Raw genomic sequence first — 15,236 nt, 5'->3', positions numbered from 1 at the left:
TATTATTTAAAGTTGCTGATACCGGAGGTAAGCCACTCCTCATATTCTGAAATGTCGGGGGTATAACCAACAGGGGCATTTAAATTTTCTTCGGTTTCAGGGTGCATCAGCACATAATACGGCTGCGCATTTACATTATACCTGCTTATTTGCAGATCGCTCCATTTATGAGCGTATGTTTTAATCTTTTTGCCGGTAGTTTCAGAAACATATTGTTGATTTTCCGGAAGTTTTTCAGTACCGTCTACATATAGTGAAACCAGCACTACATCATTTTTTAATATCGAAAGTATTTTCGGATCACTCCAAACATGCTGCTCCATCTTACGGCAATTTACGCAGGCATATCCTGTAAAATCTAATAAAACCGGTTTATCTACCTCTTTCGCATATTCTAAACCTCTGTCATAATCTTCAAAAGAAATTATGCCATTTTCAGCATACTTTGCGCCTTCCGGAAGTTCTTTATCGCCGATGGTGTTCGCCGACCCCCCGAAACCAAATGGTGATTCGCTGTAGGTGGATGGTGGCGGGAATCCGCTTATTAATTTTAAAGGGGCGCCCCAAAGGCCAGGAATTAAATATATTGTAAATGACAATACGAATATTCCCAAACTAAGCCTGCCAACTGAAATAGAGGTGATAGGGCTATCATGCGGTAAGGTAATTTTACCAAACAGGTATAATGCAAGTGTACCAAATACAGCTATCCAGATAGCAAGAAAGGTTTCACGCTCCAGAATATGAGCCTGCAAAACCAAGTCGGCATTAGAAAGGAACTTAAATGCAAAAGCAAGCTCTAAAAAGCCTAAAAATACTTTTACAGTATTAAGCCAGCCTCCTGATTTAGGCAACGAGTTAAGCCAGCCAGGGAACATGGCAAACAGCATGAACGGTAATGCCAAAGCAGAGGAAAACCCTAACATACCTATAACCGGTGCAAGGCCGCCCTCAATGGATGCTTTTACCAAAACGTTTCCAACTATTACACCTGTACATGAGAAGGATACAACGGCAAGAGCCAATGCCATAAAAAATATACCTATAAAACCTCCTCTATCAGCTTGCCGGTCTATTTTGTTTGCCCAAGAATTAGGCAGCATAATTTCAAATGCCCCCAAAAATGAAAAGGCAAATACGAGTAGCAAGATAAAAAATATCAGGTTGAACGAAACGCTTGTAGAGAGTTCATTAAGCGCATCAGCACCAAATATTGCACTTACCGCAAGACCCAGAACTACATAGATGATGATTATAGAGATTCCGTAAATAAATGCGTTTTTTATACCCGCAGCTTTTGTTTTACTTTGTTTCGTAAAGTAACTTACCGTCATAGGTATCATAGGAAATACACAAGGGGTTAGTAAAGCTGTAAATCCCCCTGCAAAGCACAACAAGAAAAAGCCCAATAAGCTTAAATCATCCTCTTTTTCTGGCTGCGGAGTTTCAGCAGCAGGCTTATCGTTTCCCTCATCCTGATCTCCTGTCGGGGCAACAGCAGCTGCTCCAAACTCAACTACTTCTTTAGAGGTTAATGCTTTTAAATCAAATTCAAAATATTTGTTCTGCATGATGCACTGCTCCTTACAAACCTGGTAAAAAAGCTCTGCCTGAACGAGATTATTCTTAGGATTGGTAACTTTAATGGTCTGCTTTAGCTGAACTGTTTTGTCAAAATACGTTTCATCTACGCCAAAAACATCATTAAACTGGGTGTGGGTTTCACTCTCTTCGGCTTTTTCCGGTGCCTCAAAATTACCTTCAGCGTTATTAAAAAGTATTTCTGTTGGCAGTGGCCCGCCCTCCGGTGTAAATTGCGAATACATGTGCCACTCGTCTTCAATTACACCATCAAAAATCAGGACATATTCGGTATCCGATTTCTTTTCGATCTTCGATTTCCATTTAACAGGATCAAGCACCTGCGAATGCATTGAAATAAAAGCAAAGATTGAAAAAAATAAAAATGCTGTTTTTTTCATTTTGATAATAGCTGTATATTTAAAATTTGCGTTGTTTGTTCAGTTACTTTAAAACGTTCATCCGCCCGCTGCCCTATAATCCACACAACATCATTGGCGGAGCATAACAACCAGGTGTTTTCTTTATCAGACAGCGACATCTTTTCGTCCTTAAAAAATTTCGATACTTTCTTTTTTCTGCCATTCATACCAAAAGGGTAAAAATAATCACCTTCCTGCCACTTTCTTACAAATAACGGGAATTTTATTAATTGTTTGTTAACATATATCCCGTTTTTAAGCATATCCTTAGGTAATTCTCCAATTTCCTGAAGGCGTAAATTTACAGGTTCACTTACTATTTCCTGACCTTCTTCAATGGTATAAATAGCATCCGTTTCAGATAAAGTTGGTTCCAGTATCATCACATCGCGGTCTTTAAGCAACCTGAAACCTTCACTAAGTATAAACTTTCCGGGCTGCGCCTCAACAAGGCTATAAATATCGTGCCAAGCTGTAAAGCCAAACGGATGCAGCCACTGGTAAAGGTATGCTTTGTAGTTTGGCAGCCTGAGCAATTGTAGTAAATTGATATGCTTTTGATTTTCCTTCTCTGTAACCACTTCTTTATACACTATGACAGCCGCATCCTGAACCAAAGACAAAGCCTGATGCAAATGCTCTGTAGTAGATGCAAACGACATACCAAAATCTTTATTTAATGTTTTAAGTACCGGTACCACATCATGGCGCAACTTGTTGCGCAGGTATTTATCTGATGCATTACTGCTGTCTTCACGCCACTGTAAACCTTCCTGCTGTGCATACTGCTCTATTTCAGTACGGCTGAAAGGCAACAACGGGCGGACAACTCTGCCGTTTTGCTGCGGGATACCCGTTAAGCCTTCAAGGCCGGTACCCCTCGTAAAATTGATCAGGAATGTTTCTATTTGGTCATCAAGATGGTGGGCTGTGAGCAGGTAATCATAGTTGTGCTTCTCTACCAATTCATTAAACCAGCTGTAACGAAGCTGCCTTGCTGCCATTTGAACAGATACTTTATTATCTGAAGCAAAAGAAACTGTATTAAAGCGGGTTGTGTGTACAGAAATATTATTTATTTCTGCAAAACTATTGACAAAGTTTTCATCACCATCGCTCTCGCTACCCCTTAATTTGAAGTTGCAATGCGCCAACGCTATTTCATAGCCAAGCGTTTTAAAGAGCACTGCCATAACTATACTGTCTATACCGCTGCTAACAGCAAGCAGTAGCTTACTGTTACGTAAAAAAGGCAGGTTTTGCTGTAAGTGATGGCGAAGTTGATTAAGCATTCACAAAAATAAGGAATTGTTACCTATCTGCCTACTGCTCCAGCACACTCCGCATGGCTTTTGCTTTTAGCAGGCACTCTTCATATTCTTTTTCAGGGTCTGCCTTTGCTGTTATAGCGCTCCCGACAGAAAACGAAACATACCTTTCTGCTGCATTATACAAAATACTGCGGATTACCACATTAAAATCAAAATCCCCTTCAGGAGTAAAATAGCCCAAAGCACCACTGTAGAGACCTCTCTTGGTCTCTTCGAGCTTCTCAATAATCTCCATAGCAGAAATTTTAGGCGCACCAGTCATGCTGCCCATCGGAAATGTAGTTTTAAGCGCGTCAGTTGCCGTAAAACCCTCTTTAAGCTGTGATGATACTGTGGATATAAGATGATGCACCTGCTTAAATGTATAGGCACCGCAAAGCTCTTCTACAACCACAGAACCTTTAGCAGCGGTACGCGAAAGGTCATTACGGACTAAATCAACTATCATGATGTTTTCGCTGCGCTCTTTTTCGTTAGTAAGCAGTTCCTGCTTTATTGATTCATCCTCAACCGCATTGCTGCTACGGCGGGCGGTTCCTTTTATCGGCTGTGAAATAATTTTATTCCCTTCCTTGCGTAAATAGCGCTCGGGCGAGGCACACAAAAGGTATTGTTTATTATTTTTAAAATAAGCCGCAAAAGGCGGATTGGAAATGGCGTTTAGTTTTTGATAAGTTTGTAGCGGATCAATTACCGCATCTTCGGCATAAAATTCCATGCAAAAATTCGCCTCATAAATATCGCCCCGCTGAATGTATGCCAACATTTGGTTTGCTTTATCTAAATAGCTTTCGTGGGAAATACGTTGTTGTATCAGTTGCGGGTTGCGGGTTGTGGGTTGAGGGGTAAGGGTTTCAAATTCGTTACCGGCAAATATTTTCCAAAGCAAATTGTCGTCGCACTCACCTTGGGGTTTTAATCCCCCTTCGGGGGTTAGGGGGCTTTCTTCCTCACAAATATTGAGAAATTGTAATTCTATAGTATCTCCCTTTATCAAGAATACTTTTTTTGGCTGGAAGAAAAACAGGTCAGGAAAATGAAGCCCGTCATGATTATCAGAACTTAGTTTTTCAGTATCGTTTTTAAGGTCATAAGACAGGTAACCGAAAAGCCAGTCTTTTGTTACCTGCTGGTATTCATCAAGTTTTGCAAAGGCATTTACATAATCGGTTTCAATTGATGTAAAAGCATCAACGGCAAGTACAGCATCAAAAGAAGTATATTTCCTGTGGTAATCATTCCCGTCTAGGAACACTACTTCCCGGAATTGTTGTGACCATTGCAACAGTTGGTTTTTAAACAACTTAAAATCTTTAAGTATATATGTAGTGTTAGTTCTCAAGGATTTTATTTATTCTTATTCGGGTTTTGACGGGTATCAAAAATCCTAACAATATAAATTTTGCCCCTGCCAATACGATAAGTTATCTTATAGTGACCCTCAATTAATTTTCTATATGAATATTTAAGATGTGAAAATGATTCATCAACCGAGCCTATATGTGAATAATCGAATTTATTACTTTCAAGTAAATCTGCCTTATCTAAAATATTTGCTACAATTTTATCGGCAACTTTAAGGCCTGATGATGCAACATGAAAATCATATACCTTTCTAAGATCATTTAATGACCTGCGCGACCATACTATCGGCTTACTCATTTCTCCAGGCAGCAACAATATTTTTCACCTGCTCGTGTGTTAAAACGTCACCGGACTTTATATCTTTTTCTGCATCAGCAATCATCTTATCATTTTTAGCAGAAACAATATATGATTTTAGCATTTCATAAAAACCTTTTATAGTGCTTGCATCGCCTTTATCAATTAAATCGTGAAGTTCTTTTTTTATTTCTAATGTGGTCATATAAAAAGCGTTTAAACAAATATACAAAAAACCCACTCTTTATCGGAGCGGGTTTTAAATTATAATATGTAACTAATTACAAATGCAACGGCCTGTTATCGGTAGCGGCAAGCGCAGCTTCTTTCATAGCTTCGGCATAGGTTGGGTGTGCATGGCTCATCCTTGAGATATCCTCTGCAGATGCCCTGAACTCCATTGCGGTAACTGCCTCAGCGATAAGGTCGGCGGTACGGGCACCTATCATGTGCACACCAAGAACCTCATCGGTTTTCTTGTCAGCAAGTATTTTCACGAAACCATCGGTATCCATACTTGCGCGCGAACGGCCCAGTGCCTTGAACGGGAAACTACCTGACTTATACTCTACTCCTGCTTCTTTAAGCTGTTCTTCAGTTTTACCAACAGCGGCAACCTCAGGCCATGTATATACAACTCCCGGTATCAGGTTATAATCAATATGCGGCTTTTGCCCGGCAATTGTTTCGGCTACAAAAACACCTTCTTCTTCGGCTTTGTGGGCAAGCATAGCACCGCGAACCACATCACCAATAGCATAGATGTTCGATACATTTGTTTGCAGGTGGTCATTCACTTCAATCATGCCGCGCTCTGTAACTTTTACACCTGCTTTATCAGCGTTAAGGCCATCTGTAAACGGACGGCGCCCTACCGATACCAGTGTGTAGTCACCTTCAAGGGTTACTGTTTCGCCTTTAGCGTTATCAGCTTCAACTTTTACAGTGTCGCCATTTCTTTCAACCGACTTCACTTTGTGGCTGGTGTAGAACTTCATACCCTGCTTTTTAAGCACTTTAGTCAGCTCTTTAGAAAGCGCACCATCCATGCCCGGTATAATCCTGTCAAGGTATTCTACTACAGATACCTGTGCGCCCAGGCGCAGGTAAACCTGCCCAAGTTCAAGGCCAATAACGCCACCGCCAATAACAATAAGGTGTTTTGGTATCTCTTTCAGTTTCAGCGCTTCGGTAGAAGTTATAATCCTTTCTTTATCTATTTTTATAAATGGCAGCGTTGACGGCTTAGAACCTGTTGCTATAATGGTATATTTAGCCTCTATAGTTTCGCTTTCGCCACCATCTTTAGTCACTTTTATATGAGTTGCATCTTCAAACGAGCCAACACCTTCAAGAACCGTAATTTTATTTTTGTCCATAAGGTATTTAATGCCGCTAACATTTTGCTCCACAACGCCCTGCTTGCGGGCAATCATCTGCTCAAAGTTTACTTTTACCTCACCAGGAATTTCAATACCGTGCTCTTTAAAATGAGAAATGGCATCGTGGTAGTGGTGTGAAGAGTCAAGCAAGGCTTTAGATGGTATGCACCCTACGTTAAGGCAGGTACCGCCCAGGGTTGGGTATTTCTCTATAATGGCTGTTTTAAACCCAAGCTGTGCACAACGGATGGCTGCCACATACCCGCCGGGGCCCGAACCTATTACGGCTACGTCGAATGAACTCATATTGACTATAGTTTTTTGTATGTTTTGTTAATTGTAAGGCAAATTTACAGAAGTTTTTTTGTACAGGCTACTTAAAAACAAAAAGTGTTGCAAAAGTTATACCGCTATAACATTGGTGTTCTTTACTTCACTAATCATAAAGGTGCTGTGCGTACTGCCTATATGTTGTAATGTGGTAAGTTTAGTTACCATAAACTCGCGGTAGGCTTCCATATCGGCGACATATATTTTTAAAATGTAATCATAATCGCCGCTAACGTGGTAGCATTCTAAAACCTCATCCAGCTTTTTTACTTCCTGCTCAAACTTGGTGAGATATTCTTTAGTATGTTGCACCAGTTTTATGTGGCAGAACACCACAAATGCACGTTGCACTTTTTTAGGATTAAGCAATGCCACATAACGGTTTATAACACCTTCCCTTTCCAGTTTTTTAACCCTCTCATAAACCGCAGTAACAGAAAGGTTTAACTGCAACGAAAGCTCTTTTGTAGTGCGGCGGCTGTCTTTCTGTAACAGCAACAGCAGTTTTTTATCAATGGCATCTAATGTCATGACTGAAAAATTTTCATTTTATTCTGTACAAATATAACCTTATATGATTTTAAAACTACATTATCACAAAATAGCAGGAAAAAGAACTGCATAATTAAGTGTATGTTGATTTTTTAATACATTTTATTTCCCTTTGCCATCATACAACCTATAAACAGCAAAAACTATTTATCATGAAATTTAATCCCGCAGACAAAATACAGGACTTACAGTACTTTGGAGAATTTGGAGGTGTAAACCCATCAATATCCGATTCATCAACATATACTTTCCTTTCGGCTAAAACCATGTTTGATACATTTGAAGGCAATGCCGAAGGCTGTTATCTGTATTCGCGTCACTCATCTCCAAGCAACCTGTACTTAGGCCAGGCACTTGCTGCTATGGAAGGTACCGAGACTGCAAACGTAGCCGCTTCGGGTATGGGAGCCATCACCCCTGTACTGTTACAGCTTTGCGCCGCTGGCGACCATATTGTATCGAGCCGCACGATTTATGGGGGTACCTATGCCTTTATGAAAAACTTCCTGCCGAAACTAAATATCAATACGGCTTTTGTAGATATTACAAAACTTGATGTTGTTGAGGCAGCCATAACACCAAATACAAAAGTGCTTTATTGCGAAACAGTAAGTAACCCGCTTCTTGAAGTTGCCGATATAGAAGGCCTTGCGAAGATTGCTAAAAAACATAACCTTAAGCTTGTGGTTGATAACACCTTCTCCCCGCTTTCGGTAGCGCCGGCAAAAATGGGTGCGGATGTAGTTATACACAGCCTTACCAAGTTCATCAACGGCAGCAGCGATACTGTAGGTGGTGTTACCTGCGGTACTCAGGAATTTATAGACCAGCTTCGTAATGTAAACGATGGCGCCAGTATGCTTTTAGGCCCTACTATGGATAGCCTTCGTGCGGCAAGTGTGTTAAAAAACCTGCGCACGCTGCATATCAGGATTAAACAGCACAGCCACAACGCTATGTATCTTGCGGAGCGTTTTGAGCAGGACGGGCTTAAGACCGTTTATCCAGGACTTGCAAGCCACCCAAGCCACGAGCTTTATAAAAACATGATTAACCCGGAATATGGCTTTGGCGGTATGCTTACTATTGATGTGGGCACACTTGACAAGGCCAATGAACTAATGGAGCTGATGCAACACCGCAACCTGGGCTACCTTGCTGTAAGCTTAGGTTTCTACAAAACATTGTTCAGTGCGCCGGGAAGCTCAACTTCAAGTGAAATACCACTCGAAGAGCAAAAAGAAATGGGCTTAACCGACGGGCTTATCCGTTTCTCGATAGGCCTTGACAATGATATTGAGCGTACCTATAACATGATGAAAGACTGCATGAAAGAACTTGGCATCTTATAATATCCTATCCAACCAACTAATTAAATGCAAGATCCGTTTCAGTACCTGAAGCGGATTTTTTTGTAACAATTTTAGCTGAATTGTCACTAATAACCAAAAATCGGCGCGATATGGGCTGTTTTGCTTAAATTCGCCGTACATCGAACAACAAACAACAAATACATATGAAAAAAATGTTATGGCTGTTCCTTTTAACCGGAATAGCCGCTACAGCACAGCGTAACCTTACCATTCAGGAAGCTACCTACGGACAGTATCAGGCATTTGCTCCTAAAAGCTTAGTAAGTCCTCACTGGAGGCCTGACAGCAACACGCTTACCTACCTTAATGATACTTATGCTGTACTTATGGCACGTAGCGAAAGCAGCAACTGGAATGAAACCACATTGCTTACAAAAGATGAGTTGCTGAATGCACTCAGGGTTAAGTTCCCCGAGGTGAAATTTGCAATGCAGATATTCCCTTACGGATATAGCTGGATTGATAAAAGCACAATAGCATTTGATGCCAATACTGAAGCATTAAATTATATTGTACATTATAATGTAGATACAAAAAACATAGTGGCGGCTTTTCCTTATATACAAGGTGGGCAGAAATTTGTATCGCCCGATGGTAAGTATTTAGCTTCTACAAACGAAAATAATTTACAGGTTACCGATACAAACGGTAAAGTGATAGCTGTGACCAATGATACAGATAAAGGTATTGTTAACGGAAGCGACTATGTGCACCGCCAGGAATTTGGTATTAACCGTGGTATGTGGTGGAGCCCTAACAGCGACAAGCTGCTGTACTACCGTAAGGACGAAACTATGGTGGCGGAATATCCACTGGTGCAGTGGAGCGAGCGTATTGCTGCCTCAAACGATATTCGTTACCCGATGGCAGGTATGAAAAGTGAAGAAGTAACACTTGTTGTTTATGATATAAAAACAGGAAATAAAGTTACCCTGAAAACAGAAGGCGATAAAGAACAATTTCTTACTACCGTTACGTGGTCGCCGGATGGTAAGTATGCTTTTGTAGGAGTCCTTAACCGCGGGCAAAATCACCTGAAGCTTAATAAATATGATGCTGCAAACGGTAATTTTATTAAAACACTTTTTGAAGAAAAAGCGGATACCTATGTAGAGCCGTTGCACGATCTTACTTTTATTCCCGGTAAAAATGATGAGTTTTTATACCGAACTGAAAAAGAGGGTTATGAGCAGCTATACCATTACAATACAGACGGGAAGCTCATAAAGAAGCTTGGCTACAAAGACGTTGTTGTTACAGGCCTGTTGGAATTTGATGCTAAAGCCAAAAATGTATATTACATAGGTACTGCTAACAATGGGCTTGACAGGCAATTATATAAAGTAGAACTAAGGTCAGGTAAAACCACACAGGTAACCACTGCTTCGGGTACGCACAGCATAGAAATGAGCAATAACGCAACCTATGCGCTTGACAGCTTCAGCAATATCGATACACCAAATAAAGTAAGCATCATTAACCTGAGCAACAATAAAACCAATACGCTCTTTAGTGCAGAGAACCCATATACTGGTAAAACGGTACTGCCTAAAATGGAATTGGTTACAGTAACAGCAGCAGATGGAAAGACACCACTTAACGGAAGGCTGATTTATCCTGCTGATTTTGATGCCTCTAAAAAATATCCGGTAATGCTGTATGTATATGGCGGGCCGCATGCACAACTTGTAACCAATGAGTGGTTGGGCGGTGCATCTTTATTCGATTATTATATGGCACAGCAGGGTTTTGTGGTATTTACACTTGACAACCGTGGCAGCGATGCACGCGGCCGCGACTTTGAGCATGTAATACACAGGCAACTGGGACAAAATGAGATTGCCGACCAAATGAAAGGCATTGATTACCTGAAAGCTAAACAATTTGTTGACCAGGATAAGATTGGCGTTTACGGCTGGAGCTTTGGCGGATTTATGACAACTACTTTAATGACAACTTATCCTGAAACATTTAAGGTTGGCGTTGCCGGAGGCCCGGTAATTGACTGGAAATTCTATGAAATTATGTATGGCGAACGCTATATGGATACTCCGCAGGAAAACCCGGAAGGCTATGCTAAAACAAATCTTATTGACAAGGCAAAGAACCTTAAAGGTAGGCTACTGATGATACACGGGGCTCAGGATAATGTAGTGGTACAACAACACAGCATGGAGTTTATACAAGCTTGTATTGCAGCCGGTGTACAGGTAGATTACTTCCTGTACCCTACCCATGAGCATAACGTGCGCGGTAAAGACCGTTTTCACCTGAACCAGAAGATTGCTGACTATTTTGATATATATTTAAAAAAGTAGTATGAAGTATAACAGCATTTACATTTGGGAAAGTTATCTCGAGCTGGTAACAAAGGCAATAATTGATTTTATTGACATGCATAGTATTGACGAACCTGTAGTTAATGCAGGCGATACATTTTTCATATACGCGATATCAGAATCTGAATTTTTAATTCAGGCACCGGATAGTTTTGACAATATTTACTTCTCCTACCTTGTAAATTATGTTGTTTATTCAAAACAAGGTACACGTTTAAAGGCAAAGGGTTTAACAAAAGGAGATGGCAATCTGCATCCTGATATCAAAGGTAAGAATCTGCTATTCTTCATTCCGGATACCGATAAAGAATATGACAATGTTTATATTGTTACAGATGATAATCTCGTCTATAAAAATGATTTTGGCGGCAGTACATCCGTTATAAATGCTGACATCACATTTGAGTTACCGGAAATTGATGATAGCAGTCTTAAAGAACCTTTTAGTATCGCTATACCTGAAGAGAACAAAATAAAGAATGAAGGTATAATCGGAGCTATTAAAAAACTGTTCAGATACTAAGAGTTATAATAGTAAAAATTAAATGGGGCTGTTTCAAAAGTGAAACAGTTCCATTTTTTTATAAAAACATTTAGCATTTGTATTGTATACATTTAAATAAAATGTATATTTGTACTATGTATAGTAAAGAACTGACCAAAGGAACCCTGCAGCCTATCATATTAAAACTGATAAGTGAGTCGGACAAAATGTATGGGTATGAGATAACACAAAGGGTAAAAGAGATAACCCAAGGGAAGATAGACATATCTGAAGGGGCATTATATCCTATTCTTCACAGGATGGAGGCAGAAAAAATACTTGATACTGAAAAAGTATTTATAGGTAAAAGAGTCCGCAAATATTATAAAGTAACAGATTCAGGTAAAAAGGCAGCTATAAAAGTTACTGCCGAACTGAATGACTTTATTGAAACACTATCGGTTATTTTTAATGATAAAAAAGCAGTATATGATTTTAACGGATGAACAAATCGAATATATAGCCACCAATCTGGAGTTTTATGGCGTTAGGCAGGGAGAACTTAAAGATGACCTGCTGGATCATATATGCACTTATATTGAAACAGGGCAGTTTGATGATTTTGAAACTGCATATAAGGCAGCCCTGCAACAGTTTGGGGGGCATCACGCTTTTAGCAGTATTCAGCGGGAAACATTTATGGAAGTACACCTTAAAAATTACCTTAAAAGAAAGAAAGTTACTTATATAGCAGTATTTGTAACGGTGTTGCTTTTTATATCAGGTGCAGTATTTAAAATATTTCATTGGCCGGGTGCCATGATATTGCTCTTTTTCAGCTTTATAAGTTTAGCCCTGTTCCTGTTACCTGTTTACCTGATTCAGCGCTACAAAAATGCTGAAAGAAAATTTACAAGTAATCATTAAAATCAATCATATCATGAAACGAACAGTTTATTTATTAGGTTTTATTACCTCCTTTTTAATCAGCAGCGGCTTGCTGTTTAAAATAATGCACTGGCCTGGCGCAAACATAATGCTTGTGCTTGGCTTTGCATTTATGAATATTGCTTTACTTCCTTACTACTTTTATCATAAGTACAAGGCGGCAGCAGTTTAAAATAAAAAGGGGCAAATGCCCCTTTTTATTTTATCTCTTTTACTCCCTTTATAAATATCCATTTCATAAATATCTTTTCTTCGCCCTGGTATTTTACAGCCTGAAACTTAGGTGCCAGTATGGTACTTACAACAAAAGCAGTAAGCGGAATAAACAATCCGTCGAGGCCGGTAAACTCCATTACCAGAAAATAAGTGATTAAGAAAAACGGGGCGAAACCCAAAAAGTTATATAATATGGCTTTTACTTTCCTGTTCATAATCTGTTGTTATTGTTGCTCCTGAAATTTTGCTTTTTTACTGCCTTCATACATTTCATACTTAACCAGGCGCGCCTCAAGCTTACCATTAAACAGCTTTATTTTGCGCGATGGCTTTAGCCCTACAAATTTAAGTGCTTCAAGGTTAGCTGTTATAAACCAGGCATTCGTGCCGGGATAGCCCTGTTTTAAAGTATCGCCTATTTCGCGGTAAAAACGCTCCATATCTATATCAAGGCGTTCACCATAGGGTGGGTTAAACAGTATGTGCAACGGCCCGCTTGTTTCCTTTTCAGAATCAAAAAAATTGTCACGTGTTATCGTTACATACTCGTCAAGGTTGGCGTTTTTTATATTGTCTTTTGCCTTTTCTACTGCTGATGGTGCTTTGTCAAAACCTTTTATCGTGTAATGAAACTCTCTTGTTTTACTCATTAAAGAGTCAACAATCTTATCAAAAAGGTCGTTATCCCAGTCATTCCATTTTTCAAAGGCAAACTCTTTACGGTTTATATTTGCGGGAATGTTGCAGGCAATCATGGCTGCTTCTGCCAGTATGGTACCGCTACCGCACATCGGGTCAAGAAAATCGCCCTGACCATCCCAGCCGCTAAGCAACAGCATACCTGCTGCAAGTACCTCATTTATAGGGGCAATGTTGGTAGCAGTACGGTAACCGCGATGGTGAAGGGAATTACCCGATGTATCGAGCGCAACAGAACATTGCTCTTTATGGATATGTACATTGATGCGCAGGTCAGGAAAATCCTTATCAATGTTCGGGCGCCTGCCGTACTTTTCCCTGAACTGGTCAACAATGGCATCTTTGGTTTTAAGGGCAACAAACTGCGAATGGTTAAAGTTATCCGAATGCAGGGTAACATCCACCACGAAAGACTGGTCGGGGCTAAGATAATCGCTCCAGTCAATCACCTGTATGCCTTTATAAAGCTGCTGCTCATTAAACAGCCTGAAGCTGTGTATTGGCTTTAATATTTTAAGTGCCGCGCGCAGAGCCAGGTTGGCTTTATACATAAAGCCTTTATCGCCTTTAAAGCTCACCATCCTCACGCCGGTTTCAATGTTTTGTGCGCCAAGCTGCAACAGCTCTTTTGCCAGTATCTCTTCAAAGCCAAAAAGCGTTTTGGCTATCATTGTAAAATTTTCCATTATGTGCAGTACATTATCAGTTTGCAAAAGTACGTTAAATATCAGCGTTAATAAAATGGCTGTTGCAAGTTGGCTGCTATATAGCTGCAAATAGTTTATATTTGGAACCGCATTACAACTACAATAGCATGATATCGTACAACCCGCGCGAATGGTTCGGCATTATATTCCAGTTTCATAAAGCAGACACCTTCCGAAAGCTGCTGCCCATAATGATTGCTATAGGAGCATATTCGGGTAGTGTAGCCTATCTTGAAATTGAAGTGTGGCAACTCTCTCAAACCAGCCACGTAAAGAACATTACCATTACCCATACCATGCTGGGGTTTGTTATATCATTATTGCTGGTTTTCAGGACCAACACTGCTTACGACAGGTGGTGGGAAGGCCGAAAGATGTGGGGTGCACTGGTAAACAACAGCCGTAACCTGGCACTAAAAGTTGCTGTAATGCTAAAAGATAAAGATGATAAAGCCATACTGCGCAGGCTTATACCTGCTTATTCGCATGTATTGAGCCTGCATCTTAAAAACGAGGAAATAAATCATGAGCTTTTTGAAGATGAAACGCTTTCGGCTGATTATTATAACCACAAGCCCAACCAGATTGCCAAAGCAATAATAGCAAAGGTGAATACGCTTTATGAAGAGGGTAAGATAACCGGAGATCAGCTTATTGTGTTAAACTCTGAGATACAATCATTCACTGATATTTGCGGCGCGTGCGAGCGTATAAAAAACACACCTATACCCTACTCTTACAGCGTTTTCATTAAAAAATTTATTTTCTTTTATGTGATGTCGTTGCCGTTTGGTTATGTGTTCCAGTTAGGGTATTACGTAATACCTGTTGTAGTATTTATTTTTTATGTGCTGGCAAGTCTTGAGCTTATCGCAGAAGAGATTGAAGACCCGTTTGGTAATGACCCGAACGACCTGCCTACCTCTAAAATAGCCGATAACATAAGAAAAAATGTAGAGGAACTTATCTATTAAGATTTATAACCTGTTTAACAGCATCATCCTGCCATAATTGCTAACTTTAATAAAAAGTAATTATGAACACGGAAGATAAAAAAGCAAATAACGAAAAGCTTCAGGCTAATGATGATGTTAGCCATAATGCACATTACGAAAAAACAGATGAACCGGTACAGCTTGATGAGCGCGACCAAAAAGACAGCACAGAAGACTGGAATGCCGAGCAAAGCCGCACTGGCAGGCATAAATGA

General features: G+C 40.0%; 17 protein-coding genes. 8 read left to right on the top strand and 9 right to left on the bottom strand.

Going from position 1 to position 15,236, the window contains the following annotated elements; translation table 11 throughout:
* Positions 1-2: 2 nt before the first annotated feature.
* From KJK34_RS02400 to KJK34_RS02370, 7 genes are all read right to left on the bottom strand, one after another.
* Positions 3-1,982 carry a protein-disulfide reductase DsbD family protein gene (locus tag KJK34_RS02400; RefSeq protein WP_223052244.1) on the bottom strand — a complete coding sequence of 660 codons (1,980 nt, stop codon included), beginning with the start codon at positions 1,980-1,982 and terminating at the stop codon, positions 3-5.
* Positions 1,979-3,295, bottom strand: coding sequence for a tRNA lysidine(34) synthetase TilS (gene tilS / locus KJK34_RS02395; protein WP_223052243.1), 1,317 nt, complete (start codon positions 3,293-3,295; stop codon positions 1,979-1,981). Before tilS ends, KJK34_RS02400 begins: the two co-directional genes overlap by 4 nt.
* Positions 3,296-3,326: 31 nt before the next feature.
* A complete protein-coding gene (locus KJK34_RS02390; RefSeq protein WP_223052242.1) occupies positions 3,327-4,676 on the bottom strand; it encodes an anthranilate synthase component I family protein in 1,350 nt (449 codons plus the stop codon).
* Between the two features lie 5 nt (positions 4,677-4,681).
* Entirely contained in the window at positions 4,682-4,996 is a 315-nt protein-coding gene (locus tag KJK34_RS02385; RefSeq protein ID WP_223052241.1) for a type II toxin-antitoxin system RelE/ParE family toxin, read from the bottom strand.
* The gene (locus KJK34_RS02380) at positions 4,989-5,201 is read right to left on the bottom strand and encodes a hypothetical protein (RefSeq protein ID WP_223052240.1); all 213 of its coding nucleotides are present in this window, start codon (positions 5,199-5,201) and stop codon (positions 4,989-4,991) included. Before KJK34_RS02380 ends, KJK34_RS02385 begins: the two co-directional genes overlap by 8 nt.
* Before the next feature lie 76 nt (positions 5,202-5,277).
* A complete protein-coding gene (gene lpdA / locus KJK34_RS02375) occupies positions 5,278-6,684 on the bottom strand; it encodes a dihydrolipoyl dehydrogenase (protein ID WP_223052239.1) in 1,407 nt (468 codons plus the stop codon).
* A gap of 96 nt (positions 6,685-6,780) precedes the next feature.
* Positions 6,781-7,239 carry an Lrp/AsnC family transcriptional regulator gene (locus KJK34_RS02370; RefSeq protein ID WP_223052238.1) on the bottom strand — a complete coding sequence of 153 codons (459 nt, stop codon included), beginning with the start codon at positions 7,237-7,239 and terminating at the stop codon, positions 6,781-6,783.
* A 170-nt stretch (positions 7,240-7,409) separates the two neighbouring features.
* Here KJK34_RS02370 and KJK34_RS02365 point away from each other — a divergent pair, with 170 nt between their 5' ends.
* From KJK34_RS02365 to KJK34_RS02340, 6 genes are all read left to right on the top strand, one after another.
* Entirely contained in the window at positions 7,410-8,612 is a 1,203-nt protein-coding gene (locus KJK34_RS02365) for an aminotransferase class I/II-fold pyridoxal phosphate-dependent enzyme (RefSeq protein WP_317196854.1), read from the top strand.
* Positions 8,613-8,776: 164 nt separating this feature from the next.
* Complete coding sequence (locus KJK34_RS02360; protein WP_223052236.1) at positions 8,777-10,951, top strand: S9 family peptidase; 2,175 nt, start codon at positions 8,777-8,779, stop codon at positions 10,949-10,951.
* 1 nt (position 10,952) lies between these two features.
* On the top strand, positions 10,953-11,495 hold the full coding sequence (locus KJK34_RS02355; protein WP_223052235.1) for a hypothetical protein: 543 nt from the start codon (positions 10,953-10,955) through the stop codon (positions 11,493-11,495).
* 116 nt (positions 11,496-11,611) lie between these two features.
* A complete protein-coding gene (locus KJK34_RS02350; RefSeq protein WP_223052234.1) occupies positions 11,612-11,962 on the top strand; it encodes a PadR family transcriptional regulator in 351 nt (116 codons plus the stop codon).
* Positions 11,946-12,383, top strand: a complete 438-nt coding sequence (locus KJK34_RS02345; protein ID WP_223052323.1) for a hypothetical protein — start codon at positions 11,946-11,948, stop codon at positions 12,381-12,383. The genes KJK34_RS02350 and KJK34_RS02345 overlap by 17 nt, the downstream gene beginning before the upstream one ends.
* Complete coding sequence (locus KJK34_RS02340; RefSeq protein ID WP_236937561.1) at positions 12,352-12,576, top strand: GldL-related protein; 225 nt, start codon at positions 12,352-12,354, stop codon at positions 12,574-12,576. Before KJK34_RS02345 ends, KJK34_RS02340 begins: the two co-directional genes overlap by 32 nt.
* Before the next feature lie 25 nt (positions 12,577-12,601).
* Here the strand turns inward: KJK34_RS02340 and KJK34_RS02335 are convergent, their stop codons facing one another.
* Positions 12,602-12,835, bottom strand: a complete 234-nt coding sequence (locus KJK34_RS02335) for a hypothetical protein (RefSeq protein WP_223052233.1) — start codon at positions 12,833-12,835, stop codon at positions 12,602-12,604.
* Positions 12,836-12,844: 9 nt separating this feature from the next.
* A complete protein-coding gene (locus tag KJK34_RS02330) occupies positions 12,845-13,990 on the bottom strand; it encodes a THUMP domain-containing class I SAM-dependent RNA methyltransferase (protein WP_223052316.1) in 1,146 nt (381 codons plus the stop codon).
* A 143-nt stretch (positions 13,991-14,133) separates the two neighbouring features.
* On the opposite strand from KJK34_RS02330, the gene KJK34_RS02325 reads away from it, so the two are divergent.
* Together KJK34_RS02325 and KJK34_RS02320 are read left to right on the top strand one after the other, a co-directional pair.
* Positions 14,134-15,000 carry a bestrophin family protein gene (locus KJK34_RS02325; protein WP_223052232.1) on the top strand — a complete coding sequence of 289 codons (867 nt, stop codon included), beginning with the start codon at positions 14,134-14,136 and terminating at the stop codon, positions 14,998-15,000.
* Between the two features lie 62 nt (positions 15,001-15,062).
* Entirely contained in the window at positions 15,063-15,236 is a 174-nt protein-coding gene (locus KJK34_RS02320; RefSeq protein WP_223052231.1) for a hypothetical protein, read from the top strand.

The organism is Flavobacterium coralii (genome assembly GCF_019891545.1).
Taxonomy (GTDB): Bacteria; Bacteroidota; Bacteroidia; order Flavobacteriales; family Flavobacteriaceae; genus Flavobacterium; species Flavobacterium coralii.
The sequence above is the reverse complement of the archived record's forward strand: the minus strand, read 5'-3'. Positions and strand labels throughout refer to the sequence as shown.

What these genes read in the sequence shown, in the direction of transcription:
- lpdA (WP_223052239.1), bottom strand. Translation starts at nt 6,684, where the DNA reads ATGAGTTCATTCGACGTAGCCGTAATAGGTTCGGGCCCCGGCGGGTAT.
- KJK34_RS02370 (WP_223052238.1), bottom strand. Translation starts at nt 7,239, where the DNA reads ATGACATTAGATGCCATTGATAAAAAACTGCTGTTGCTGTTACAGAAA.
- KJK34_RS02380 (WP_223052240.1), bottom strand. Translation starts at nt 5,201, where the DNA reads ATGACCACATTAGAAATAAAAAAAGAACTTCACGATTTAATTGATAAA.
- KJK34_RS02325 (WP_223052232.1), top strand. Translation starts at nt 14,134, where the DNA reads ATGATATCGTACAACCCGCGCGAATGGTTCGGCATTATATTCCAGTTT.
- KJK34_RS02350 (WP_223052234.1), top strand. Translation starts at nt 11,612, where the DNA reads ATGTATAGTAAAGAACTGACCAAAGGAACCCTGCAGCCTATCATATTA.
- KJK34_RS02330 (WP_223052316.1), bottom strand. Translation starts at nt 13,990, where the DNA reads ATGATAGCCAAAACGCTTTTTGGCTTTGAAGAGATACTGGCAAAAGAG.
- KJK34_RS02335 (WP_223052233.1), bottom strand. Translation starts at nt 12,835, where the DNA reads ATGAACAGGAAAGTAAAAGCCATATTATATAACTTTTTGGGTTTCGCC.
- KJK34_RS02340 (WP_236937561.1), top strand. Translation starts at nt 12,352, where the DNA reads ATGCTGAAAGAAAATTTACAAGTAATCATTAAAATCAATCATATCATG.
- KJK34_RS02385 (WP_223052241.1), bottom strand. Translation starts at nt 4,996, where the DNA reads ATGAGTAAGCCGATAGTATGGTCGCGCAGGTCATTAAATGATCTTAGA.
- KJK34_RS02400 (WP_223052244.1), bottom strand. Translation starts at nt 1,982, where the DNA reads ATGAAAAAAACAGCATTTTTATTTTTTTCAATCTTTGCTTTTATTTCA.
- KJK34_RS02320 (WP_223052231.1), top strand. Translation starts at nt 15,063, where the DNA reads ATGAACACGGAAGATAAAAAAGCAAATAACGAAAAGCTTCAGGCTAAT.
- KJK34_RS02345 (WP_223052323.1), top strand. Translation starts at nt 11,946, where the DNA reads ATGATTTTAACGGATGAACAAATCGAATATATAGCCACCAATCTGGAG.
- KJK34_RS02355 (WP_223052235.1), top strand. Translation starts at nt 10,953, where the DNA reads ATGAAGTATAACAGCATTTACATTTGGGAAAGTTATCTCGAGCTGGTA.
- tilS (WP_223052243.1), bottom strand. Translation starts at nt 3,295, where the DNA reads ATGCTTAATCAACTTCGCCATCACTTACAGCAAAACCTGCCTTTTTTA.
- KJK34_RS02360 (WP_223052236.1), top strand. Translation starts at nt 8,777, where the DNA reads ATGAAAAAAATGTTATGGCTGTTCCTTTTAACCGGAATAGCCGCTACA.